The organism is Bradyrhizobium pachyrhizi, from assembly GCF_029714545.1.
In the GTDB taxonomy this organism is placed as follows: Bacteria; Pseudomonadota; Alphaproteobacteria; order Rhizobiales; family Xanthobacteraceae; genus Bradyrhizobium; species Bradyrhizobium pachyrhizi.
Genome location: NZ_CP121667.1, coordinates 958,758 through 974,201, shown reverse-complemented (window position 1 = coordinate 974,201; position 15,444 = coordinate 958,758). Strand labels below are relative to the sequence as shown.

Sequence of the window (15,444 nt, the reverse complement as noted above, 5' to 3'; positions counted from 1 at the left end):
CCCGGCAGGCGATTGGTTCCGGCGGTTCAATTGGCTATGATAGCGCCCTGTTTGAGCATGATCCGGTCGAAAACGGAGCATGCGCCAGGACCATCGGATTGAGCCGCATGTACCGCGCCGTTACCCGCCAGATCGAAGTCACCGTCGAGCCGAACTTCATGCCGGAGCGCTCGTCGGTCGACCGGCGCGAATATTTCTGGTCGTACAAGATCGTGATCGTCAATTCGGGCCCGGAAACGGTGCAGCTGCGGACGCGGCACTGGATCATCACCGACGCCACCGGCCGCCGCCAGGAGGTGCGCGGCGAGGGCGTAGTCGGCGAGCAGCCGGTGCTCGCCCCCGGCGAGCGCTTCGAATACACGAGCGGCGTGCCGCTGCCGACCGCCTCCGGCTTCATGACCGGCAGCTATCAGATGGTCACCGAAGCCGGCGAGCGCTTCGACATCGACGTGCCGACATTCTCGCTGGACAGCCCGAGCCCGGGCGGGAAAAGGGTGCTGAACTGACGCCTGCGTAGCCCGGATGGAGCTAAGTGCAATCCGGGGCAGGTGCATCCGCGGTTGGAGCGACCCCGGATTTCGCTGCGCTTCATCCGGGCTACGATGACGAACGCGCCTACTCGACGCCGGCTTCCTGCGGCGTGAACTCATACACCGACGAGCAGAACTCGCAGGTCACGACGACCTTGCCGTCCTTGACCATCTCGGCGCGATCGTTCGGCGCAAAGCTCTTCAGCATCGACGACACCGCATCGCGCGAGCAGGAGCACTGCGCGCGCAGCGTTTGCGGATTGAAAACGCGAACGCCGCGTTCGTGGAACAGGCGATAGAGCAGCCGCTCGCCGGACAGATCGGGATCGATCAGCTCGACATCCTCGACGGTCGAGATCAACGACTGGCCCTCGACCCAGGCGTCGTCGTCCGGCACGCTATGCGTGGTCGTGCCTTCCGGCGCGTCGCCGGGATGCAGATCGGCCTGCTTGGCGCGCTCGGGCGCCTTGGGCAGGAATTGCAGCAGGATGCCGCCGGCGCGCCAGTGCAGCTTGCCGCCCTCGCCGCCGCGCATCTCCTCGCCGACCGCAAGCCGCACCCGCGTCGGGATCTGCTCCGAGCGCAGGAAATATTCGTGGGCCGCCTCTTCCAGGCCGCCGCCGTCGAGCGCGACCAGTCCCTGGTAGCGGCTGGTGTTGGAGCCCTGATCGATGGTCATCGCAAGGTGGCCCTTGCCGAGCAGCTCGCCCGAGCTCTGGCCATTCTTGAGGCGCGATGCGTCGTAGCGCGCATAGGCGCGCAACCGGTCGGGCGCCTGGAAATCGACGATCAGGAGCGAGACCGGACCGTCGGTCCGGGTCTGCAGGATGAAGCGGCCCTCGAACTTGACCGACGAGCCGAGCAGCGTGGTGAGCACGATCGCCTCACCGAGCAGCTTGCCGACCGCGGGCGGATAATCGTGCTTGTGCAGGATCTCGTCGAGCGCGGGTCCGAGCCGGGTCAACCGGCCACGCAGATCCAGCGCGCCGACCTCGAAGGCCAGCACGGCATCGTCGACAGGAACCGCTGAGGGCGCGCGAACCGGCGCCTCGGGCGTGATTTTGATGTCGGGGGATTGTGAAACCATGGCGCTCTATCTGGGGTCTCGGACCGCAAAACGAAAGGGGTTCAGCAGAACGGATCTATCCGTCGTCCCTGCGAGAGCAGGGACCCATAACCGCCGATGTGAGTTGCTGCATTCAGCTGGGGCTCCAGCTTTCGCAAAATTTACATCGGTGGTTATGGGTCCCGGCCTTCGCCGGGACGACAGCATTGAATGGGCGCTACGCGACCGCGTCGAAACACCAGGCCAGGATGCCCTTCTGCGCATGCAGGCGGTTTTCCGCCTCGTCGAACACCACGGATTGCGGCCCGTCGATCACCTCGTCGGTGACCTCCTCGCCGCGATGCGCGGGCAGGCAGTGCATGAACAGTGCGTCGGGCTTGGCGAGCGACATCAGCTTGGCATTGACCTGATACGGCCGCAGCACGTTGTGACGGTGCTCGCCCTCCTTGTCGCCCATCGACACCCAGGTGTCGGTGACGACGCAGTCGGCGCCGCGCACGGCGGCTTCCGGATCGGTGCCGAGCACGATCGGCGCGCCGGTCGCCTTGATCCAGTCGCGCATCGGCTTTTTCGGCGAGAGCTCCGGCGGGGTTGCGACATTGAGCTGGAACTTGAATCGCTCGGCGGCATGCGCCCAGGAGGCCAGCACGTTGTTGTCGTCGCCGGTCCAGGCCACGGTCTTGCCCTCGATCGAGCCGCGATTTTCCTCATAGGTCATGAGGTCGGCCATCACCTGACAGGGATGCGAGCGCCGGGTCAGGCCGTTGATCACGGGCACGGTGGCGTGGGCGGCGAGCTCGAGCAGCGCGTCATGGTTGAGGATGCGGATCATGATCGCATCGACATAGCGCGACAGCACGCGCGCGGTGTCCGCGATGGTCTCGCCGCGGCCGAGCTGCATCTCGGCGCCGGTCAGCATGATGGATTCACCGCCGAGCTGGCGCATGCCGACGTCGAACGACACCCTTGTGCGGGTCGACGGGCGCTCGAAGATCATCGCCAGCGTCTTGCCTTCGAGCGGCTTCCTGCCCTTCTCATGCGCCTTCAGCTTCGCCTTCATGGCGGCTCCGGCGGACAGCATGTTGCGCAGCTCGCCGAGCGGCAGCTCGTTGATGTCGAGGAAGTGACGGACCGGCTTGCTCATCATCCAGCCGCCTTCTTCGGCTGCGCCGCCGACAATGTCGCGCAGGCGCGCTCGAGCGCGGTGATCGACGTATCGATCTCGGCCTCGGTCACGATCAGCGGCGCCAGGAACCGCACCACATTGTCGCCGGCGCCGACGGTGAGCAGCTTCTCGTTGCGCAGGGCGGCGATCAGGTCGCCCGACGGCACCACGGCCTTGACGCCGATCAACAGCCCCTCGCCGCGCGCCTCCGACAGCACGCCGGGATAGCGGTCGACGACGGAGGCGAGCTTCTGCTTGAGCAGCAGCGACATCTTCTGCACATGCTCGAAGAAGCCCGGTTTCAGCATGACGTCGAGCACGGCATTGGCGGCGGCGACCGCGAGCGGATTGCCGCCGAAGGTCGAGCCGTGCGAGCCGGGCGCCATGCCGGCCGCGGCCTGCGCGGTAGCCAGCACCGCGCCGATCGGGAAACCGCCGCCGAGCGCCTTGGCCAGCGACATCACATCCGGCGTGACGCCCGTGCGCTTGTAGGCGAACAGCTCGCCGGTGCGGCCCATGCCGGTCTGCACCTCGTCGAAGGCAAGCAGCAGGCCGTGCTCGTCGCAGAGCGCGCGCAGCGCCTTGAAGAACGCCTGCGGCGCCGAGCGCACGCCGCCCTCGCCCTGCACCGGCTCGATCAGGATGCCGGCGGTGTGCGGACCGATCGCCTTCTTCACCGCCTCGATGTCGCCATGCGGCACCTGGTCGAAGCCGTCCATCGGCGGCCCGAAGCCCTCGAGATATTTCGCCGAGCCGGTCGCCGCCAGCGTGCCCAGCGTGCGGCCGTGGAAGGCGCCCTCGAAGGTGATGATGCGGTAGCGCTCGCCGTGGCCCTTGGAGAAGTGATAGTGGCGGACCAGCTTGATCACGCCCTCCATCGCTTCCGCGCCGGAATTGCAGAAGAACACGAAGTCGGCAAAGCTCTGCTCGCACAGCCGCGCGGCAAGCGCCTCGCCGTCCGGGCTCTTGAACAGGTTCGACATGTGCCAGAGTTTGGTCGCCTGCTCCTGCAGCGCCTTGACCAGATGCGGATGCGCATGCCCGAGCGCGTTGACCGCGACGCCCGAGGTGAAATCGAGATAGCGGTCGCCGTTGGTTGCGATCAGCCAGGCGCCCTCACCGCGCTCGAAGCCGAGATCGACCCTGGCGAAGACGGGGAGCAGATGCGACGTGGCAGCGTTGGTCATGGCGATCACTGACGGTTTGAAGCCGACAATTGCCGCGCGCCTTGACGCCAGCGCAGCAACGGCCAGCTTCGGAAAACAAAACGGCCGCCTTTGCGGGCGGCACGTGGCGGGCATTCTATGCTGCGGTCAGTAAGTGTCAATCGCCACGAAGTGGCCTTCCTGCAATGCGAAACGAGCGCAATCCGGAGCATTCCGGTGCGGTGGAAAAGCCTCATCGAAATGCTTAACTGTGTGGGAACATGTGGACGCACGGCCGCGGACTCTTGCGCCTGAGTCACGCCATATTGTAGCGTTTGGCCTGTCGGGTACGACATCTCGTGCGGCGGTACTGGACCCTCTAAGTAGCCTTCGTGTCTCGCGTAAACGTTCGGGCGCAACACCGTGCCCGGCGAGGGCTAAGGGATTCTGGCCGCAGGGATATTTGTCCAGATTGGCTCGCAGCGCCGCTCCAACGATTGGCCGGCGCTACGCGAAGGGAAGAATGCGATGACTGTATTGACCTGGTCCGACGATCGCGTCGAGCAGCTGAAGAAGCTCTGGGAGTCCGGCCTGTCGGCCAGCCAGATCGCGGCGGAACTTGGCAATGTGACGCGAAACGCCGTGATCGGCAAAGTGCATCGGCTCGGCCTCTCCGGCCGCGCCAAGGCGCCCTCCACGGCCGCGCCGCGGCAGCGCAAGGCTCGCCCCGCCCAGCACATGATGCGGGTGGCGCGACCGGTCTCGCGCGGCAACACCGCGCTGGCGCACGCCTTCGAGGTCGAAATGGAGCCCGATCCGATCTCCTACGACAATGTGGTGCCAATGAGCCAGCGGCTCTCGCTGCTCGAGCTGAACGAGGCCACCTGTCATTGGCCGGTCGGCGATCCCTCGAGCCCGGAATTCTTCTTCTGCGGCGGCAAGGCGCTCGCCGGCCTGCCCTATTGCGCGCATCACTCGCGCGTCGCCTACCAGCCCGCCGCCGATCGCCGCCGGCCGTCGGCGAAACCGCAGATCAAGTGAGCACTCGGGAAAACGTCGGAAGACCTCAAAAACAAATCCCCGCGAAAGCGGGGATTTTTTTGTGTGACGCAGCCCGGCTATATCACCAGCGTCGTCCCGGCGCATGCCGGGACCCATACGCCGCGGCCGGCGCAATCGGCAAGCGGCCAGACGGCTTTCTAACAACGCCCATTGGTGGCTATTGATCCCGGCTTTCGCCGTGTTGCGGTTTATGAATGCCGCTTGGCCGTTACGGCTGCGGCTCGGCCTTGGCAAAGCGGTCATCGAGCGCGTAGCCGGCGCCGCGCACGGTGCGGATCGGGTCCTGCTCGCGGCCGGGATTGAGGAGCTTACGCAGACGGCCGATATGCACGTCGACGGTGCGCTCATCGATGTAGATGTCGCGGCCCCAGACGCTGTCGAGCAGTTGCTCGCGGCTGAAGACGCGGCCGGGATGCTCGAGGAAGAATTCGAGCAGGCGATACTCGGTCGGCCCGAGATCGATCGGACGGCCCGAGCGCGCCACGCGGCGCTTCTCGCGGTCGAGCTCGATGTCGCCGTAGGTCAACACGGTCGCAAGCCGCTCCGGGCTGGCGCGGCGCAAGAGGCCCTTCACCCGCGCCAGCAGCTCCGGCACCGAGAACGGCTTGACGATGTAATCGTCGGCGCCGGTGGCAAGCCCGCGTACGCGCTCGCTTTCCTCGCCGCGCGCGGTCAGCATGATGATCGGAAGTTGCTTGGTCTCGGGCCGCGCCCGCAGGCGGCGGCACAGCTCGATGCCGGACAGGCCCGGCAGCATCCAGTCCAGCACCACGAGGTCGGGAACGCGCTCCTTCAGGCGGGTGTCGGCATCGTCGCCGCGCCCGACCGTCTCGACATCGTAGCCTTCCGCATCGAGATTGTAGCGCAACAGCGTCGTCAGCGCTTCCTCGTCTTCGACTACCAGAATGCGTGCGCTCATCGGTTTAAGTTCTTTCTCTGTGGTGATCCGTTGCCCAGACGCAAACCGAAACGCTTACTTCCTTGAGCATAGTCCCCGCGGAAACGAGTTGTCGAAGGACAATCCGGTTCCGCGCTTGCCGATCAAGCCTCAGCTGCCCGGCACCGTGGTGGCAAAAGTGGTCATGTCGCCCTTCGGGCGCTTGTCGGTGATCTGCTGGCCCTCGATCATGTAGAATACGGTCTCGGCGATATTGGTGGCGTGATCGCCGATCCGCTCGATGTTCTTGGCGCAGAACATCAGATGGATGCAGAACGAGATGTTGCGCGGATCTTCCATCATGTAGGTGAGCAGTTCGCGGAACAGCGAGGTGCAGATCGCATCGACCTCCTCGTCGCCCTTCCAGACGTTCATCGCCGCCGGCAGGTCGTGCGCGGCATAGGCGTCGAGCACCGACTTGACCTGCGACAGCACGAGGTCGGTCATGTGCTCGAGGCCGCGGATCAGCTTCAGCGGCTGGAAATCGCTCTCCAGCGCCGCGACGCGCTTGCCCATGTTCTTGGCGAGGTCGCCGATCCGCTCGAGGTCGGTGGCGACGCGCATCGCGCTGACGATCTCACGCAGGTCGATCGCCATCGGCTGGCGGCGCGCGATCGTCAGCACCGCGCGCTCTTCGATGTTGCGCTGCAGATTGTCGATCTCGATGTCGGCGGCGACCACGCGCTTGCCGAGCGCGACGTCGCGACGGATCAGCGCGTCGACCGACTCGGTAATCATCCGTTCGACCAGGCCGCCCATCTCGGCGACCAGGCGGGTCAACTCCTGCAGGTCGCTGTCGAATGCCTTGGCGGTATGTTCAGAAGCCATCGCTTGTCTCCCTCAACCATGGTCCCGGGGATCATGGTTTCGTGTCCTGAATTTTAGCATGACCTGATCGGAAAACCGGTTGCCACTTTTCCGGATCATGCGCCGGTCAACCGAACCGGCCGGTGATGTAGTCCTGGGTGCGCCGATCGCTCGGTGAGGTGAAGATCTTGTTGGTGTCGTCGAACTCGATCAGCTCGCCGAGATACATGAAGGCGGTCTTGTCGGAGACGCGCGCCGCCTGCTGCATGTTGTGGGTGACGATCGCGATCGTGTAGTCCTCGGAGAGCTCCTGGATCAGTTCCTCGACCTTGGCGGTCGAGATCGGGTCGAGCGCCGAGCACGGCTCGTCGAACAGGATCACCTCGGGACGCACCGCCACGGTGCGCGCGATGCACAGCCGCTGCTGCTGGCCGCCGGAGAGCGACAGGCCGGAGGCGTTCAGCTTGTCCTTGACCTCGTTCCACAGCGCGCCGCCGCGCAGCGCCTTCTCGACCCGGTCGTCCATCTCGGACTTCGAGATCTTCTCGTAGAGGCGGATGCCGAAGGCGATGTTCTCGTAGATCGTCATCGGGAACGGCGTCGGCTTCTGGAACACCATGCCGACCCGCGCGCGCAGCAAGTTGAGGTCGAGCTTGGGGTCGAGAATGTTGGTCTGGTCCAGCATCAGCTGGCCGACCGCGCGCTGGCCCGGATACAGGTCGTACATCCGGTTGAAGATGCGCAGCAGGGTCGACTTGCCGCAGCCGGACGGGCCGATGAACGCCGTGACGCGGTTGGTGCCGAGCGTCAGGTTGATGTTCTTCAGCGCGTGGTGCTCGCCGTAATAGAAGTTGAGGTTGCGCACCGTGACTTTCGGCGGCGCTTCCGGCAGCGGAACCTGGGGAACGTGGCCCGCGGCAGTCGTGGAGACAGAAAGCTCGGTCATTTTGCGGCCCTTTCGGCACCAAGGATACGCGCGCCGATATTCAACGCGAGCACGGTGAATGTGATGAGCAGCGCACCGCTCCACGCCAGCTCTTTCCAGTAGGCGTAGGGGCTCTGCACGAAATTGTTGATGGTCACCGGCAGGTTGGCCATCGTCTTGGTCAGATCCAGGCTGAAGAACTGGTTCGACAGCGCGGTGAACAGCAGCGGCGCGGTCTCGCCGGCGACGCGGGCGGTCGCCAGCAGCACGCCGGTGATCAGACCCGATCGCGCCGCGCGATAAGCGATCCGCTTGATCACCAACGAACGCGGCAGGCCGAGCGCGGAGGCGGCCTCGCGCAGCGGATTGGGCACCAAGAGCAGCATGTCCTCGGTGGTGCGCAGCACGACCGGGATCACGATCACCGCGAGCGCGAGGCTGCCTGCGATCGCCGAGAAGCCGCGCATCGGCACCACCACCGCACCATAGATGAACAGGCCGATGATGATCGACGGCGCGCTGAGCAGGATGTCGTTGATGAAGCGGATCACCGAGGTCAGCTTGTCGTGCTTGCCGTATTCGGCGAGGTAGGTACCGGCGAACAGGCCAAGCGGCGCGCCGATGCCGACGCCGATCACGGTCATGATGACCGAGCCGACAATGGCGTTGAGCAGGCCGCCTTCGGTCGAGCCGGGCGGCGGCGTGTTCTGGGTGAACAGCTGCACGCTGAGGCCGGCAAGGCCGTTATAGAGCAGCGTGATCAGGATCAGGGCCAGCCAGGTGACGCCGAACAGCGCGGCGCCGACGCAGAGTGCGCGGATGACGATGTCGCTGCGGCGGCGGGATTTGTAGATCGGGTTCATGGCGTTACTTCCCCGCCTTCTTTTCAAGCCGCATCAGCATCAGCCGCGCGCCGGCGAGCACGAAGAAGGTCAGCACGAACAGCAGCAAGCCGAGCAGGATCAGGCCGGACTGGTGCAGGCCGTCGCTCTCGGCGAATTCGCTGGCGATCGCCGCCGAGATCGTGGTGCCCGGCGCGAAGATCGACGACGAGATGCGGAACGAGTTGCCGATGATGAAGGTCACCGCCATGGTCTCGCCGAGGGCCCGGCCGAGTGCCAGCATGATGCCGCCGATCACGCCGACGCGGGTGTAGGGGATCACGACGCTGCGGACGACCTCCCAGGTTGTGCAGCCCATGCCGTAGGCGGCCTCCTTCAGCACCGGCGGCACGGTCTTGAACACGTCGACCGAGATCGCGGTGATGAAGGGCAGCACCATGATCGCAAGGATCAGTGCAGCGTTGAACAGGCTGAGATAGGACGGCGGGCCGGCGAACACCGCGCCCAGCACCGGGACGCCCTCGAAGATCCGGATCATGAAAGGCTGGAACGTGTTGGCCAGGAACGGGCCGAGCACGAAGAAGCCCCACATGCCGTAGATGATGGAGGGGATACCGGCGAGCAGCTCGATCGCGATGCCGATCGGGCGGCGCAGCACTTGCGGGCAGAGCTCGGTGAGGAACACGGCGATGCCGATGCCGACCGGAATGGCGATCAGCATCGCGATCACCGAAGTGATCAGCGTGCCGTAGATCGGGCCGAGCGCGCCGAGCACCGGCGGATCGGCCGAGGGCGCCCAGCGCTGCGTCCAGAGGAAGGCGAAGCCGTATTCCTTCATCGCCGGCCAGGCGCCGACGATCAGCGACAGGATGATGCCGCCGAGGATCAACAGAACCGAAATCGCCGAGATGCGGGTGATCCAATAGAAGGTGAGGTCACCGAGCTTGAAGGCGCTGAGGGCCTTGGCGCGATCGTAAGGTCCCGCGGCTTCCATCACATCGCTCTGAACAGCCATGTCTGCCACGCCAATCCCCTCTTTAGTATGCAAAAGCCACGCAAACCGCTACGCCCCGAAGCGATCTTCACTGACGCATTTGGCCGGGCGTCGTCGTTCCAGCCACGCCCCTTGAGGCGCGAACCCCGGCCTCGATCCCGCGCTTGTTGCCGCGGTGATGGAGACCGGGTCTTGGTCGCTCGACCTGTGCCTCGATCGAGTCGGCACAGGTCCTGTCGCAGCGTCGGACTTAGCTCTTGATGTCCGACGACCAGGTCTTCTCGATCAGCTTGACGACCGAGTCCGGCATCGGGATGTAGTCGAGCTCTTCGGCCGCCTTGTCGCCCTTCTCGAAGGCGTATTTGAAGAACTTGAGCGCTTCCTGCGAGGCCGCCTTGTCGGTCGAGTCCTTGTGCATCAGGATGAAGGTCGCCGCGGTGATCGGCCAGGAGGCCTCGCCCGGCTGGTCGGTCAGGATCACGTAGTACCCGGGAGCCTTGGCCCAGTCGGCATTCGAGGCGGCAGCCTGGAAGGCAGCCATGGTCGGCTGCACGGTCTTGCCGGCCTTGTTGACCAGCCCGGTGTAGGTCAGCTTGTTCTGCTTGGCGTAGGCATACTCGACATAGCCGATCGCATTCTTGGTCTGGCTGATGTTGCCGGCAACGCCTTCGTTGCCCTTGGCGCCGACGCCGACCGGCCATTCGACCGCGGTGCCGGAACCGACCTTGGACTTCCAGTCGGCGTTCGACTTGGAGAGATAGTCGGTGAAGTTGAAGGTGGTGCCCGAACCATCCGAACGGCGCACGACGGTGATCGCATCGCCCGGCAGGGTCAGCTTCGGATTGAGCTTGGCGATCGCCGCGTCATTCCACTTGGTGATCTTGCCGAGATAGATGTCGCCGAGCACTTCGCCCGACAGGACCAGGTCACCCGGTTTGATGCCTTCGAGGTTCACGACCGGGACTATCGCGCCCATTACCATCGGCCACTGCACGAGACCGTCCTTCTCGAGCTGCTCGTGCTTGAGCGGCGCGTCGGTGGCGCCGAAGGTCACGGTCTTGGCCTGGATCTGCTTGATGCCGGCGCCGGAGCCGATCGACTGGTAGTTCAGACCGTTGCCGGTCTCCTTCTTGTATGCGTCAGCCCACTTCGAATAGATCGGGAACGGAAACGTCGCGCCCGCGCCGGTAATATCGGCAGCGAAGGCCGACGTCGAAGCGGCGATCATGCCGGCTGCGACGATTGCTTTGATGAAATTCATGGGTGGTCTCCATCCTGTGAGCGAAGCGCCGAATGCGCCCGATCGCGCTCACGCCGGTCCATCTAGGAGCGGTCGGTGCTGCTTTTACGAAGGTTGGATGACAGTTGGATGACAGCGCTAAGCTTCTGAAAACGCTTAGCTTTGAGTTGGTAACGGGGTCTTCGGCCGGGGAAAACAGGCGGTAAAAGTGGCGCCATTCTTCGGCACGCTCTCGATCAAAAGACGCCCGCGATGACGGTTAAGAATATGTTTCACCAGCGATAATCCGAGGCCCGTTCCGCCCTGGTTGCGGCTGTCGCCGACGTCGACCCGGTAGAAGCGCTCGGTCAGCCGCGGCAGGTGCTCCGGGGCGATGCCGGGGCCGAAATCCCGTACCATGACACGGATTTCGGGGGCCCCCTCGCCCGATGCGCCCGAAACGGCCTGATTCAGCGACACTATGACGCGGCCCCCGGAGGCGCCGTATTTGAGGGCGTTCTCGATCAGGTTCTCGAACAGGCGGAGCAGTTCCTCGCGGTCGCCGGCGATCATGACCGGGGCCTGAGGCAGGTCGACCTCGATCTCGACCTGGCGCTCGCTGGCCAGTGCCTCGAGCCCGTCGGCGACCTGGCGGATGATCGGCACGATGTCGATCGAGGCCTCGGGCCGCACATGGGCCGACAGCTCGACCCGCGACAGCGACAGCAAATCGTCGATCAGCCGCGCCATGCGGGTCGCCTGGGTGTGCATGATGCCGAGGAAGCGCTCGCGCGCCCGCGCGTCCTCGCGCGCCGGTCCCTGCAGCGTGTCGATGAAGCCGGACAAGGCGGCGAGCGGCGTGCGCAGCTCGTGGCTGGCATTGGCGACGAAGTCGGCGCGCATCTCCTCGACCCGGCGCAGAGGCGTCAGGTCGTGGAAGGTCATCAGCATGCACTTCTCGGTGCCGCCGAACTGGGTCGGCACCGGCACCGGCGTGATCACCAGTTCCATCCAGCGATCGACCGGAACGTGGTCGGTGTAGGTGGCGCGGCGCGGCTCGGTGGTCGCGATCGCCTCGCGCAGCGCGGTGATGATCTCCGGCGAACGCAGGGCAAATTGCGCCAGTTCGTTCTTGCGCAGCGCCGGCGCGAGCTGCGCCGCGGCGGCGTTGAGATGAATGACGCGGCCGGCGCGATCGAGCAGCACGGCCGGATCCGGCATGCCGGCGACGACCGCGCTGACGGCGGCGGCCTCGACCGGATTGACGCCGCGGACATCCTCGCGCGAGGTTCCGGCATCATGCAGCCGCCATGGCACCAGCGCCGCGGCCGCGATGCAGACGAACACCGCGCAGGCGCGCACCAGCGACAATTCGCCGAGCGCGACCACCACGCTTAAGGCCAGCGCTGCGGCAAGCAGGATCAGCGCGGAATGGCGCAACCGGTCGGGCCAGGGCGAGAAGATGGAGGAATGCGAATCGTCAATTGCCATCGCGGCGGCTTTCATCCCGTCGGTTCATGTCTCGCCCAGGCGCGGTCACATCGACCTTCCCTCGGGAGGCATCGGGCCGCTTCATCAGACCCCGGAGTCACCGCGCTTGCGAACCAGAACCGCCTCATGGTGCGGCTCGGCGCGGGGACCCGAATCAGCCTGCGGCAGCCGTTTGAGTCGGGCGCCGACGATAACCTCCCGAAACGTCAGCAAGATTACAGATATGACGAAGGGCGCAATATAGTAGAGGAGCCGGAACAGCAGCATACCGCCGAGCAGGTCTTCGCGGTCCATCTGCCAGAGGCCGACCAGCATGGCGGCGTCGAACACCCCGAGGCCGCCGGGGGAGTGGCTGGCGAAGCCGAGCAGGGTCGCCGACACGAAGATGACCGCGACCACGACGAAGCCGAGATTTGGCTCGTCCGGCACCAGCACGTACATCGCCAGCGCGCAGAAGCCGAGGTCGAGGATGCCGATCGCGATCTGCAGCAGCGTCAGCGGGCCGCCCGGCAGCGTCACCGTCCAGGGGCCGCGGCCGACCACCCGCTGCTGGGTCCAGACCCAGACCACATAGGCGACCAGCGCGGTGATGATCGCGAATGCCAGCGCCCGGTTGAGCCAGGGCGGCAACTGGTCGATGTTGGCGGCGGCCTCGGGGTGGTAGGCGATGCCGAGCCCGAGCACCGCGGCATTGCCGAGCCAGAAGGTGAGCCCGGCGAGAAAGCAGATCTTGGCGACGTCGATCGCGTTCAACCCCCACGCCGAATAGATCCGGTAGCGCACCGCGCCGCCGGTGAACACGCTGGCGCCGACATTGTGGCCGATCGAATAGGAGGTGAAGGCCGCGAGCGCGTTGATGCGATAGGGCACATGGGCGTGGCCGATCGCGCGCACCGCGAACAGATCGTAGAAGGTCAACGTGAAGTAGCCCGCCGCGACGAACAGTCCCGCCAAGGCAATCTGCCGCGGCTCGGTGCTCTTGATGGCCTCGAGCACCTCGTTGGTGTCGATGCCGCGCAGCATGTGATACAGGACGTAGCAGGCGATGCCGATGACGGCGATGCTGATGACAACACCCAGCCGATGCAGGATTTGCTTCTGGCGCAGAAACGCCATCGCCCTGCGTATTGCTTCCAGCATCTAGACCTCGAATTGCGATCCCGCGACGACGGCTCCCGGGCGAACTTCGCCGGCGCTTCGCTGTGCCCTGGCCCGTGTAGCGCGTTTTAAACCGGAGTGGAATTCGTCAAAAGACAATAAAACGCGCATCTTCAAGATATTAGGGATGATTCATGACAGCGGATGCACAAATATGCGCGTTTCCCGCCGCCTTCGACAAGACTTGACATGCGCGTGCGGCAGTTAGCCCGCCGAACAGCCCGCAAGGCCATCCGGAAAACTACGGTGAAGTACCGGCACGGCCGAATAGAGAATGATCTTCCGTACCCGCCGAGAGGCGCTCCGCTGATCAGCAATCCCGCGCGGCCGTGACCGCGGCGACGATCTCGGCGGCATCGGGAAAATGTCCCTTGGCGCGCCTGGCGACAACCTCGTCGCCAAGCTTGACCTCGAAGATGCCGCCCTTGCCGGGGATCAGCGTCGCATCGACGCCAAGGCGCTCGCGCAACAGCGCCGCGGCCTCTTTGGCACGCTTCTCATAGCCGCACGGCCGGCAATAGGTGATCGAGACATTCCTCATGTCACGCCCTCCGTGCACTCATGCGGCGTGGCGCTGCGCGGAGGCGGCCTCGACGCCGGCGATCCAGCCGGCCACAGAACGGCCGATCGCCTCCGGATGATCCTCCTGCAGATAATGCGCGCCCGCGCCGAGTTGAATGACCGCGCAATGCTTGAGCGTCTTGACGAATTCGGCGGCAAAGGCCGGTGACACCAGCGCCCCGGGCGACCCCGCAAACAGCAGCTTCGGATAGGTCGATGCCGCGAGCGCCGCATGCGCCACCGTGAGCGCCTCCGCGACATCGGCCGGCTCGCCCGCGATCGGCAGCTCGCGCGGCAGCATCAAGGTCGGCTTGCGGCTTTCTCGCGTCGCAAACGGCGCGCGGTAGGCGGCCATCTCCTCCTCGCTGAGCGTGCGCAGGATCGAGCCGGGCAGCACGCGTTCGACAAACGCATTGTTGTCGAGGATCATCGCTTCGCCCTCGCCCGGCGTGCGGAATTTCCGGAACGTCTCCCGCGCGGCGTCGTGCTGGTGGAAGTCCGACCAATCGCGCATCGGGCGGATGAACTCCATGAAGGCGAGCCCGCGCACCAGTTGCGGACGGCGTGCCGCGAGGTGGAAGGCGAGCGCCGTGCCCCAATCCTGGGCGACGAGATAGGCCGAGGCGATGCCGAGCTCGTCGATCAGCGCGTCGAGATAGTCCGCCTGGTCGAAGAAGCGATAGCCGATGTCGGGCTTGCCGGACTGGCCGTAGCCGATCAGGTCGGGCGCGATGCAGTGCCCGACGGGGGCGACCAGCGGCATGATGTTGCGCCAGATGTAGGATGACGTCGGATTGCCGTGCAGGAACAGCACATGCGGCGCGTCACTGCGGCCGGTCTCGCGATAGGCCATCGTGCTCCCGAGCACAGCGCGATGATGCAGGCTGATATCGGCGGATATGATCATGGCAACTCCTTGAACACGGTTTGGAATGCGATCGTCTTGAAACGCGTCAGCGCAGCTTCGCTGCGTTCGACCTTCATGCGCAGCATCGCGCCGTGCCAGGATGCGAGCAGGAAATCGGCCAGTTGATCGGGATCGAAGTCGGAGGCGATCTCGCCTGTGGCCTGAGCCTCGGCGATGCAGGCCGCAAACGGCGCGCGCCATTCCCGGAAGATGTCGTCGAGCTGCTCGCGCAGCACCTCGCTCGAGCCCGACGCCTCGAGGCTGAAATCGCCGATCAGGCAACCGCGGGTGAAGCCGTCATGCGCGAGCTTGCCGGTGATCAGATCGAGATAGCTTCTCAGCCTTTCGCGCGGCGTCAGCGTCAGGTCGCCCAGCGCCTCGGCGACGAGGCCGCGCACATAGAGGAAGTAGCGGTCCAGCACCTCGGACGCGAACAGCTCCTTCGAGCGGAAATGGTTGGTGAAGGAGCCCTGCGGCGCGCCGGCGGCGGCGGTGACGTCGCGCACGCTGGTGCCGTGATAGCCGGTCCGGAACATTTCCTTCAGGCCGGCGTCGAGGATGGCATCGCGGAGAGAGGGTTTTGGCATGACCGCGATTTAATACGTACGTACGTATTAAAGTCAAGCCCTAAGATG

Annotated in this window: 16 protein-coding genes; 2 read left to right on the top strand and 14 right to left on the bottom strand. The window is 65.2% G+C overall.

What is annotated here, in order from left to right; all coding sequences use genetic code 11:
• The first annotated feature begins 107 nt into the window (after positions 1-107).
• On the top strand, positions 108-506 hold the full coding sequence (gene apaG, locus QA639_RS04380; RefSeq protein WP_028333747.1) for a Co2+/Mg2+ efflux protein ApaG: 399 nt from the start codon (positions 108-110) through the stop codon (positions 504-506).
• 109 nt (positions 507-615) lie between these two features.
• Here the strand turns inward: apaG and QA639_RS04375 are convergent, their stop codons facing one another.
• The 3 genes from QA639_RS04375 to QA639_RS04365 all read right to left on the bottom strand — a co-directional run bounded on the left by QA639_RS04375 (position 616) and on the right by QA639_RS04365 (position 3,948).
• On the bottom strand, positions 616-1,617 hold the full coding sequence (locus QA639_RS04375) for an Hsp33 family molecular chaperone (RefSeq protein ID WP_050384728.1): 1,002 nt from the start codon (positions 1,615-1,617) through the stop codon (positions 616-618).
• Positions 1,618-1,813: 196 nt separating this feature from the next.
• Positions 1,814-2,740, bottom strand: coding sequence for an ornithine carbamoyltransferase (argF, locus tag QA639_RS04370; RefSeq protein WP_028333749.1), 927 nt, complete (start codon positions 2,738-2,740; stop codon positions 1,814-1,816).
• Entirely contained in the window at positions 2,740-3,948 is a 1,209-nt protein-coding gene (locus QA639_RS04365; protein WP_283089245.1) for an aspartate aminotransferase family protein, read from the bottom strand. The genes argF and QA639_RS04365 overlap by 1 nt, the downstream gene beginning before the upstream one ends.
• 486 nt (positions 3,949-4,434) lie before the next feature.
• Between QA639_RS04365 and QA639_RS04360 the strand changes: the two genes are divergently transcribed.
• Positions 4,435-4,947, top strand: coding sequence for a GcrA family cell cycle regulator (locus QA639_RS04360; RefSeq protein ID WP_018269585.1), 513 nt, complete (start codon positions 4,435-4,437; stop codon positions 4,945-4,947).
• Between the two features lie 229 nt (positions 4,948-5,176).
• On the opposite strand, the gene phoB is transcribed toward QA639_RS04360, so the two are convergent.
• The 11 genes from phoB to QA639_RS04305 all read right to left on the bottom strand — a co-directional run bounded on the left by phoB (position 5,177) and on the right by QA639_RS04305 (position 15,396).
• Positions 5,177-5,887 carry a phosphate regulon transcriptional regulator PhoB gene (phoB, locus tag QA639_RS04355; RefSeq protein WP_016844067.1) on the bottom strand — a complete coding sequence of 237 codons (711 nt, stop codon included), beginning with the start codon at positions 5,885-5,887 and terminating at the stop codon, positions 5,177-5,179.
• Between the two features lie 129 nt (positions 5,888-6,016).
• Positions 6,017-6,733 (bottom strand): phosphate signaling complex protein PhoU, encoded by a 717-nt coding sequence (phoU, locus tag QA639_RS04350; protein ID WP_028333751.1) that lies wholly within the window; start codon positions 6,731-6,733, stop codon positions 6,017-6,019.
• Between the two features lie 106 nt (positions 6,734-6,839).
• Entirely contained in the window at positions 6,840-7,658 is an 819-nt protein-coding gene (gene pstB / locus QA639_RS04345) for a phosphate ABC transporter ATP-binding protein PstB (RefSeq protein ID WP_016844065.1), read from the bottom strand.
• Positions 7,655-8,500, bottom strand: coding sequence for a phosphate ABC transporter permease PstA (gene pstA / locus QA639_RS04340; protein ID WP_050386784.1), 846 nt, complete (start codon positions 8,498-8,500; stop codon positions 7,655-7,657). Before pstA ends, pstB begins: the two co-directional genes overlap by 4 nt.
• 4 nt (positions 8,501-8,504) lie before the next feature.
• Entirely contained in the window at positions 8,505-9,494 is a 990-nt protein-coding gene (pstC, locus tag QA639_RS04335) for a phosphate ABC transporter permease subunit PstC (RefSeq protein WP_016844063.1), read from the bottom strand.
• A gap of 229 nt (positions 9,495-9,723) precedes the next feature.
• A complete protein-coding gene (pstS, locus tag QA639_RS04330; protein WP_028333753.1) occupies positions 9,724-10,734 on the bottom strand; it encodes a phosphate ABC transporter substrate-binding protein PstS in 1,011 nt (336 codons plus the stop codon).
• Positions 10,735-10,869: 135 nt separating this feature from the next.
• Entirely contained in the window at positions 10,870-12,183 is a 1,314-nt protein-coding gene (locus QA639_RS04325) for an ATP-binding protein (protein ID WP_057019526.1), read from the bottom strand.
• A gap of 84 nt (positions 12,184-12,267) precedes the next feature.
• Entirely contained in the window at positions 12,268-13,323 is a 1,056-nt protein-coding gene (locus QA639_RS04320) for a putative bifunctional lysylphosphatidylglycerol flippase/synthetase (RefSeq protein ID WP_283089244.1), read from the bottom strand.
• A gap of 328 nt (positions 13,324-13,651) precedes the next feature.
• Positions 13,652-13,882: a SelT/SelW/SelH family protein gene (locus tag QA639_RS04315; protein WP_028333755.1), complete on the bottom strand. Its 231-nt coding sequence runs from the start codon at positions 13,880-13,882 to the stop codon at positions 13,652-13,654.
• 18 nt (positions 13,883-13,900) lie between these two features.
• The gene (locus tag QA639_RS04310; RefSeq protein ID WP_283089243.1) at positions 13,901-14,809 is read right to left on the bottom strand and encodes a haloalkane dehalogenase; all 909 of its coding nucleotides are present in this window, start codon (positions 14,807-14,809) and stop codon (positions 13,901-13,903) included.
• Positions 14,806-15,396 carry a TetR/AcrR family transcriptional regulator gene (locus QA639_RS04305; protein WP_157348377.1) on the bottom strand — a complete coding sequence of 197 codons (591 nt, stop codon included), beginning with the start codon at positions 15,394-15,396 and terminating at the stop codon, positions 14,806-14,808. Before QA639_RS04305 ends, QA639_RS04310 begins: the two co-directional genes overlap by 4 nt.
• Positions 15,397-15,444 lie beyond the last annotated feature (48 nt).

Excerpts from the sequence above, each read along its gene's own strand:
- QA639_RS04375 (WP_050384728.1), bottom strand. The coding sequence starts at position 1,617 with ATGGTTTCACAATCCCCCGACATCAAAATCACGCCCGAGGCGCCGGTT.
- QA639_RS04325 (WP_057019526.1), bottom strand. The coding sequence starts at position 12,183 with ATGGCAATTGACGATTCGCATTCCTCCATCTTCTCGCCCTGGCCCGAC.
- phoU (WP_028333751.1), bottom strand. The coding sequence starts at position 6,733 with ATGGCTTCTGAACATACCGCCAAGGCATTCGACAGCGACCTGCAGGAG.
- pstC (WP_016844063.1), bottom strand. The coding sequence starts at position 9,494 with ATGGCTGTTCAGAGCGATGTGATGGAAGCCGCGGGACCTTACGATCGC.
- argF (WP_028333749.1), bottom strand. The coding sequence starts at position 2,740 with ATGAGCAAGCCGGTCCGTCACTTCCTCGACATCAACGAGCTGCCGCTC.
- QA639_RS04310 (WP_283089243.1), bottom strand. The coding sequence starts at position 14,809 with ATGATCATATCCGCCGATATCAGCCTGCATCATCGCGCTGTGCTCGGG.
- QA639_RS04365 (WP_283089245.1), bottom strand. The coding sequence starts at position 3,948 with ATGACCAACGCTGCCACGTCGCATCTGCTCCCCGTCTTCGCCAGGGTC.
- QA639_RS04305 (WP_157348377.1), bottom strand. The coding sequence starts at position 15,396 with ATGCCAAAACCCTCTCTCCGCGATGCCATCCTCGACGCCGGCCTGAAG.
- apaG (WP_028333747.1), top strand. The coding sequence starts at position 108 with ATGTACCGCGCCGTTACCCGCCAGATCGAAGTCACCGTCGAGCCGAAC.
- phoB (WP_016844067.1), bottom strand. The coding sequence starts at position 5,887 with ATGAGCGCACGCATTCTGGTAGTCGAAGACGAGGAAGCGCTGACGACG.
- pstA (WP_050386784.1), bottom strand. The coding sequence starts at position 8,500 with ATGAACCCGATCTACAAATCCCGCCGCCGCAGCGACATCGTCATCCGC.
- QA639_RS04315 (WP_028333755.1), bottom strand. The coding sequence starts at position 13,882 with ATGAGGAATGTCTCGATCACCTATTGCCGGCCGTGCGGCTATGAGAAG.
- QA639_RS04320 (WP_283089244.1), bottom strand. The coding sequence starts at position 13,323 with ATGCTGGAAGCAATACGCAGGGCGATGGCGTTTCTGCGCCAGAAGCAA.
- QA639_RS04360 (WP_018269585.1), top strand. The coding sequence starts at position 4,435 with ATGACTGTATTGACCTGGTCCGACGATCGCGTCGAGCAGCTGAAGAAG.
- pstB (WP_016844065.1), bottom strand. The coding sequence starts at position 7,658 with ATGACCGAGCTTTCTGTCTCCACGACTGCCGCGGGCCACGTTCCCCAG.
- pstS (WP_028333753.1), bottom strand. The coding sequence starts at position 10,734 with ATGAATTTCATCAAAGCAATCGTCGCAGCCGGCATGATCGCCGCTTCG.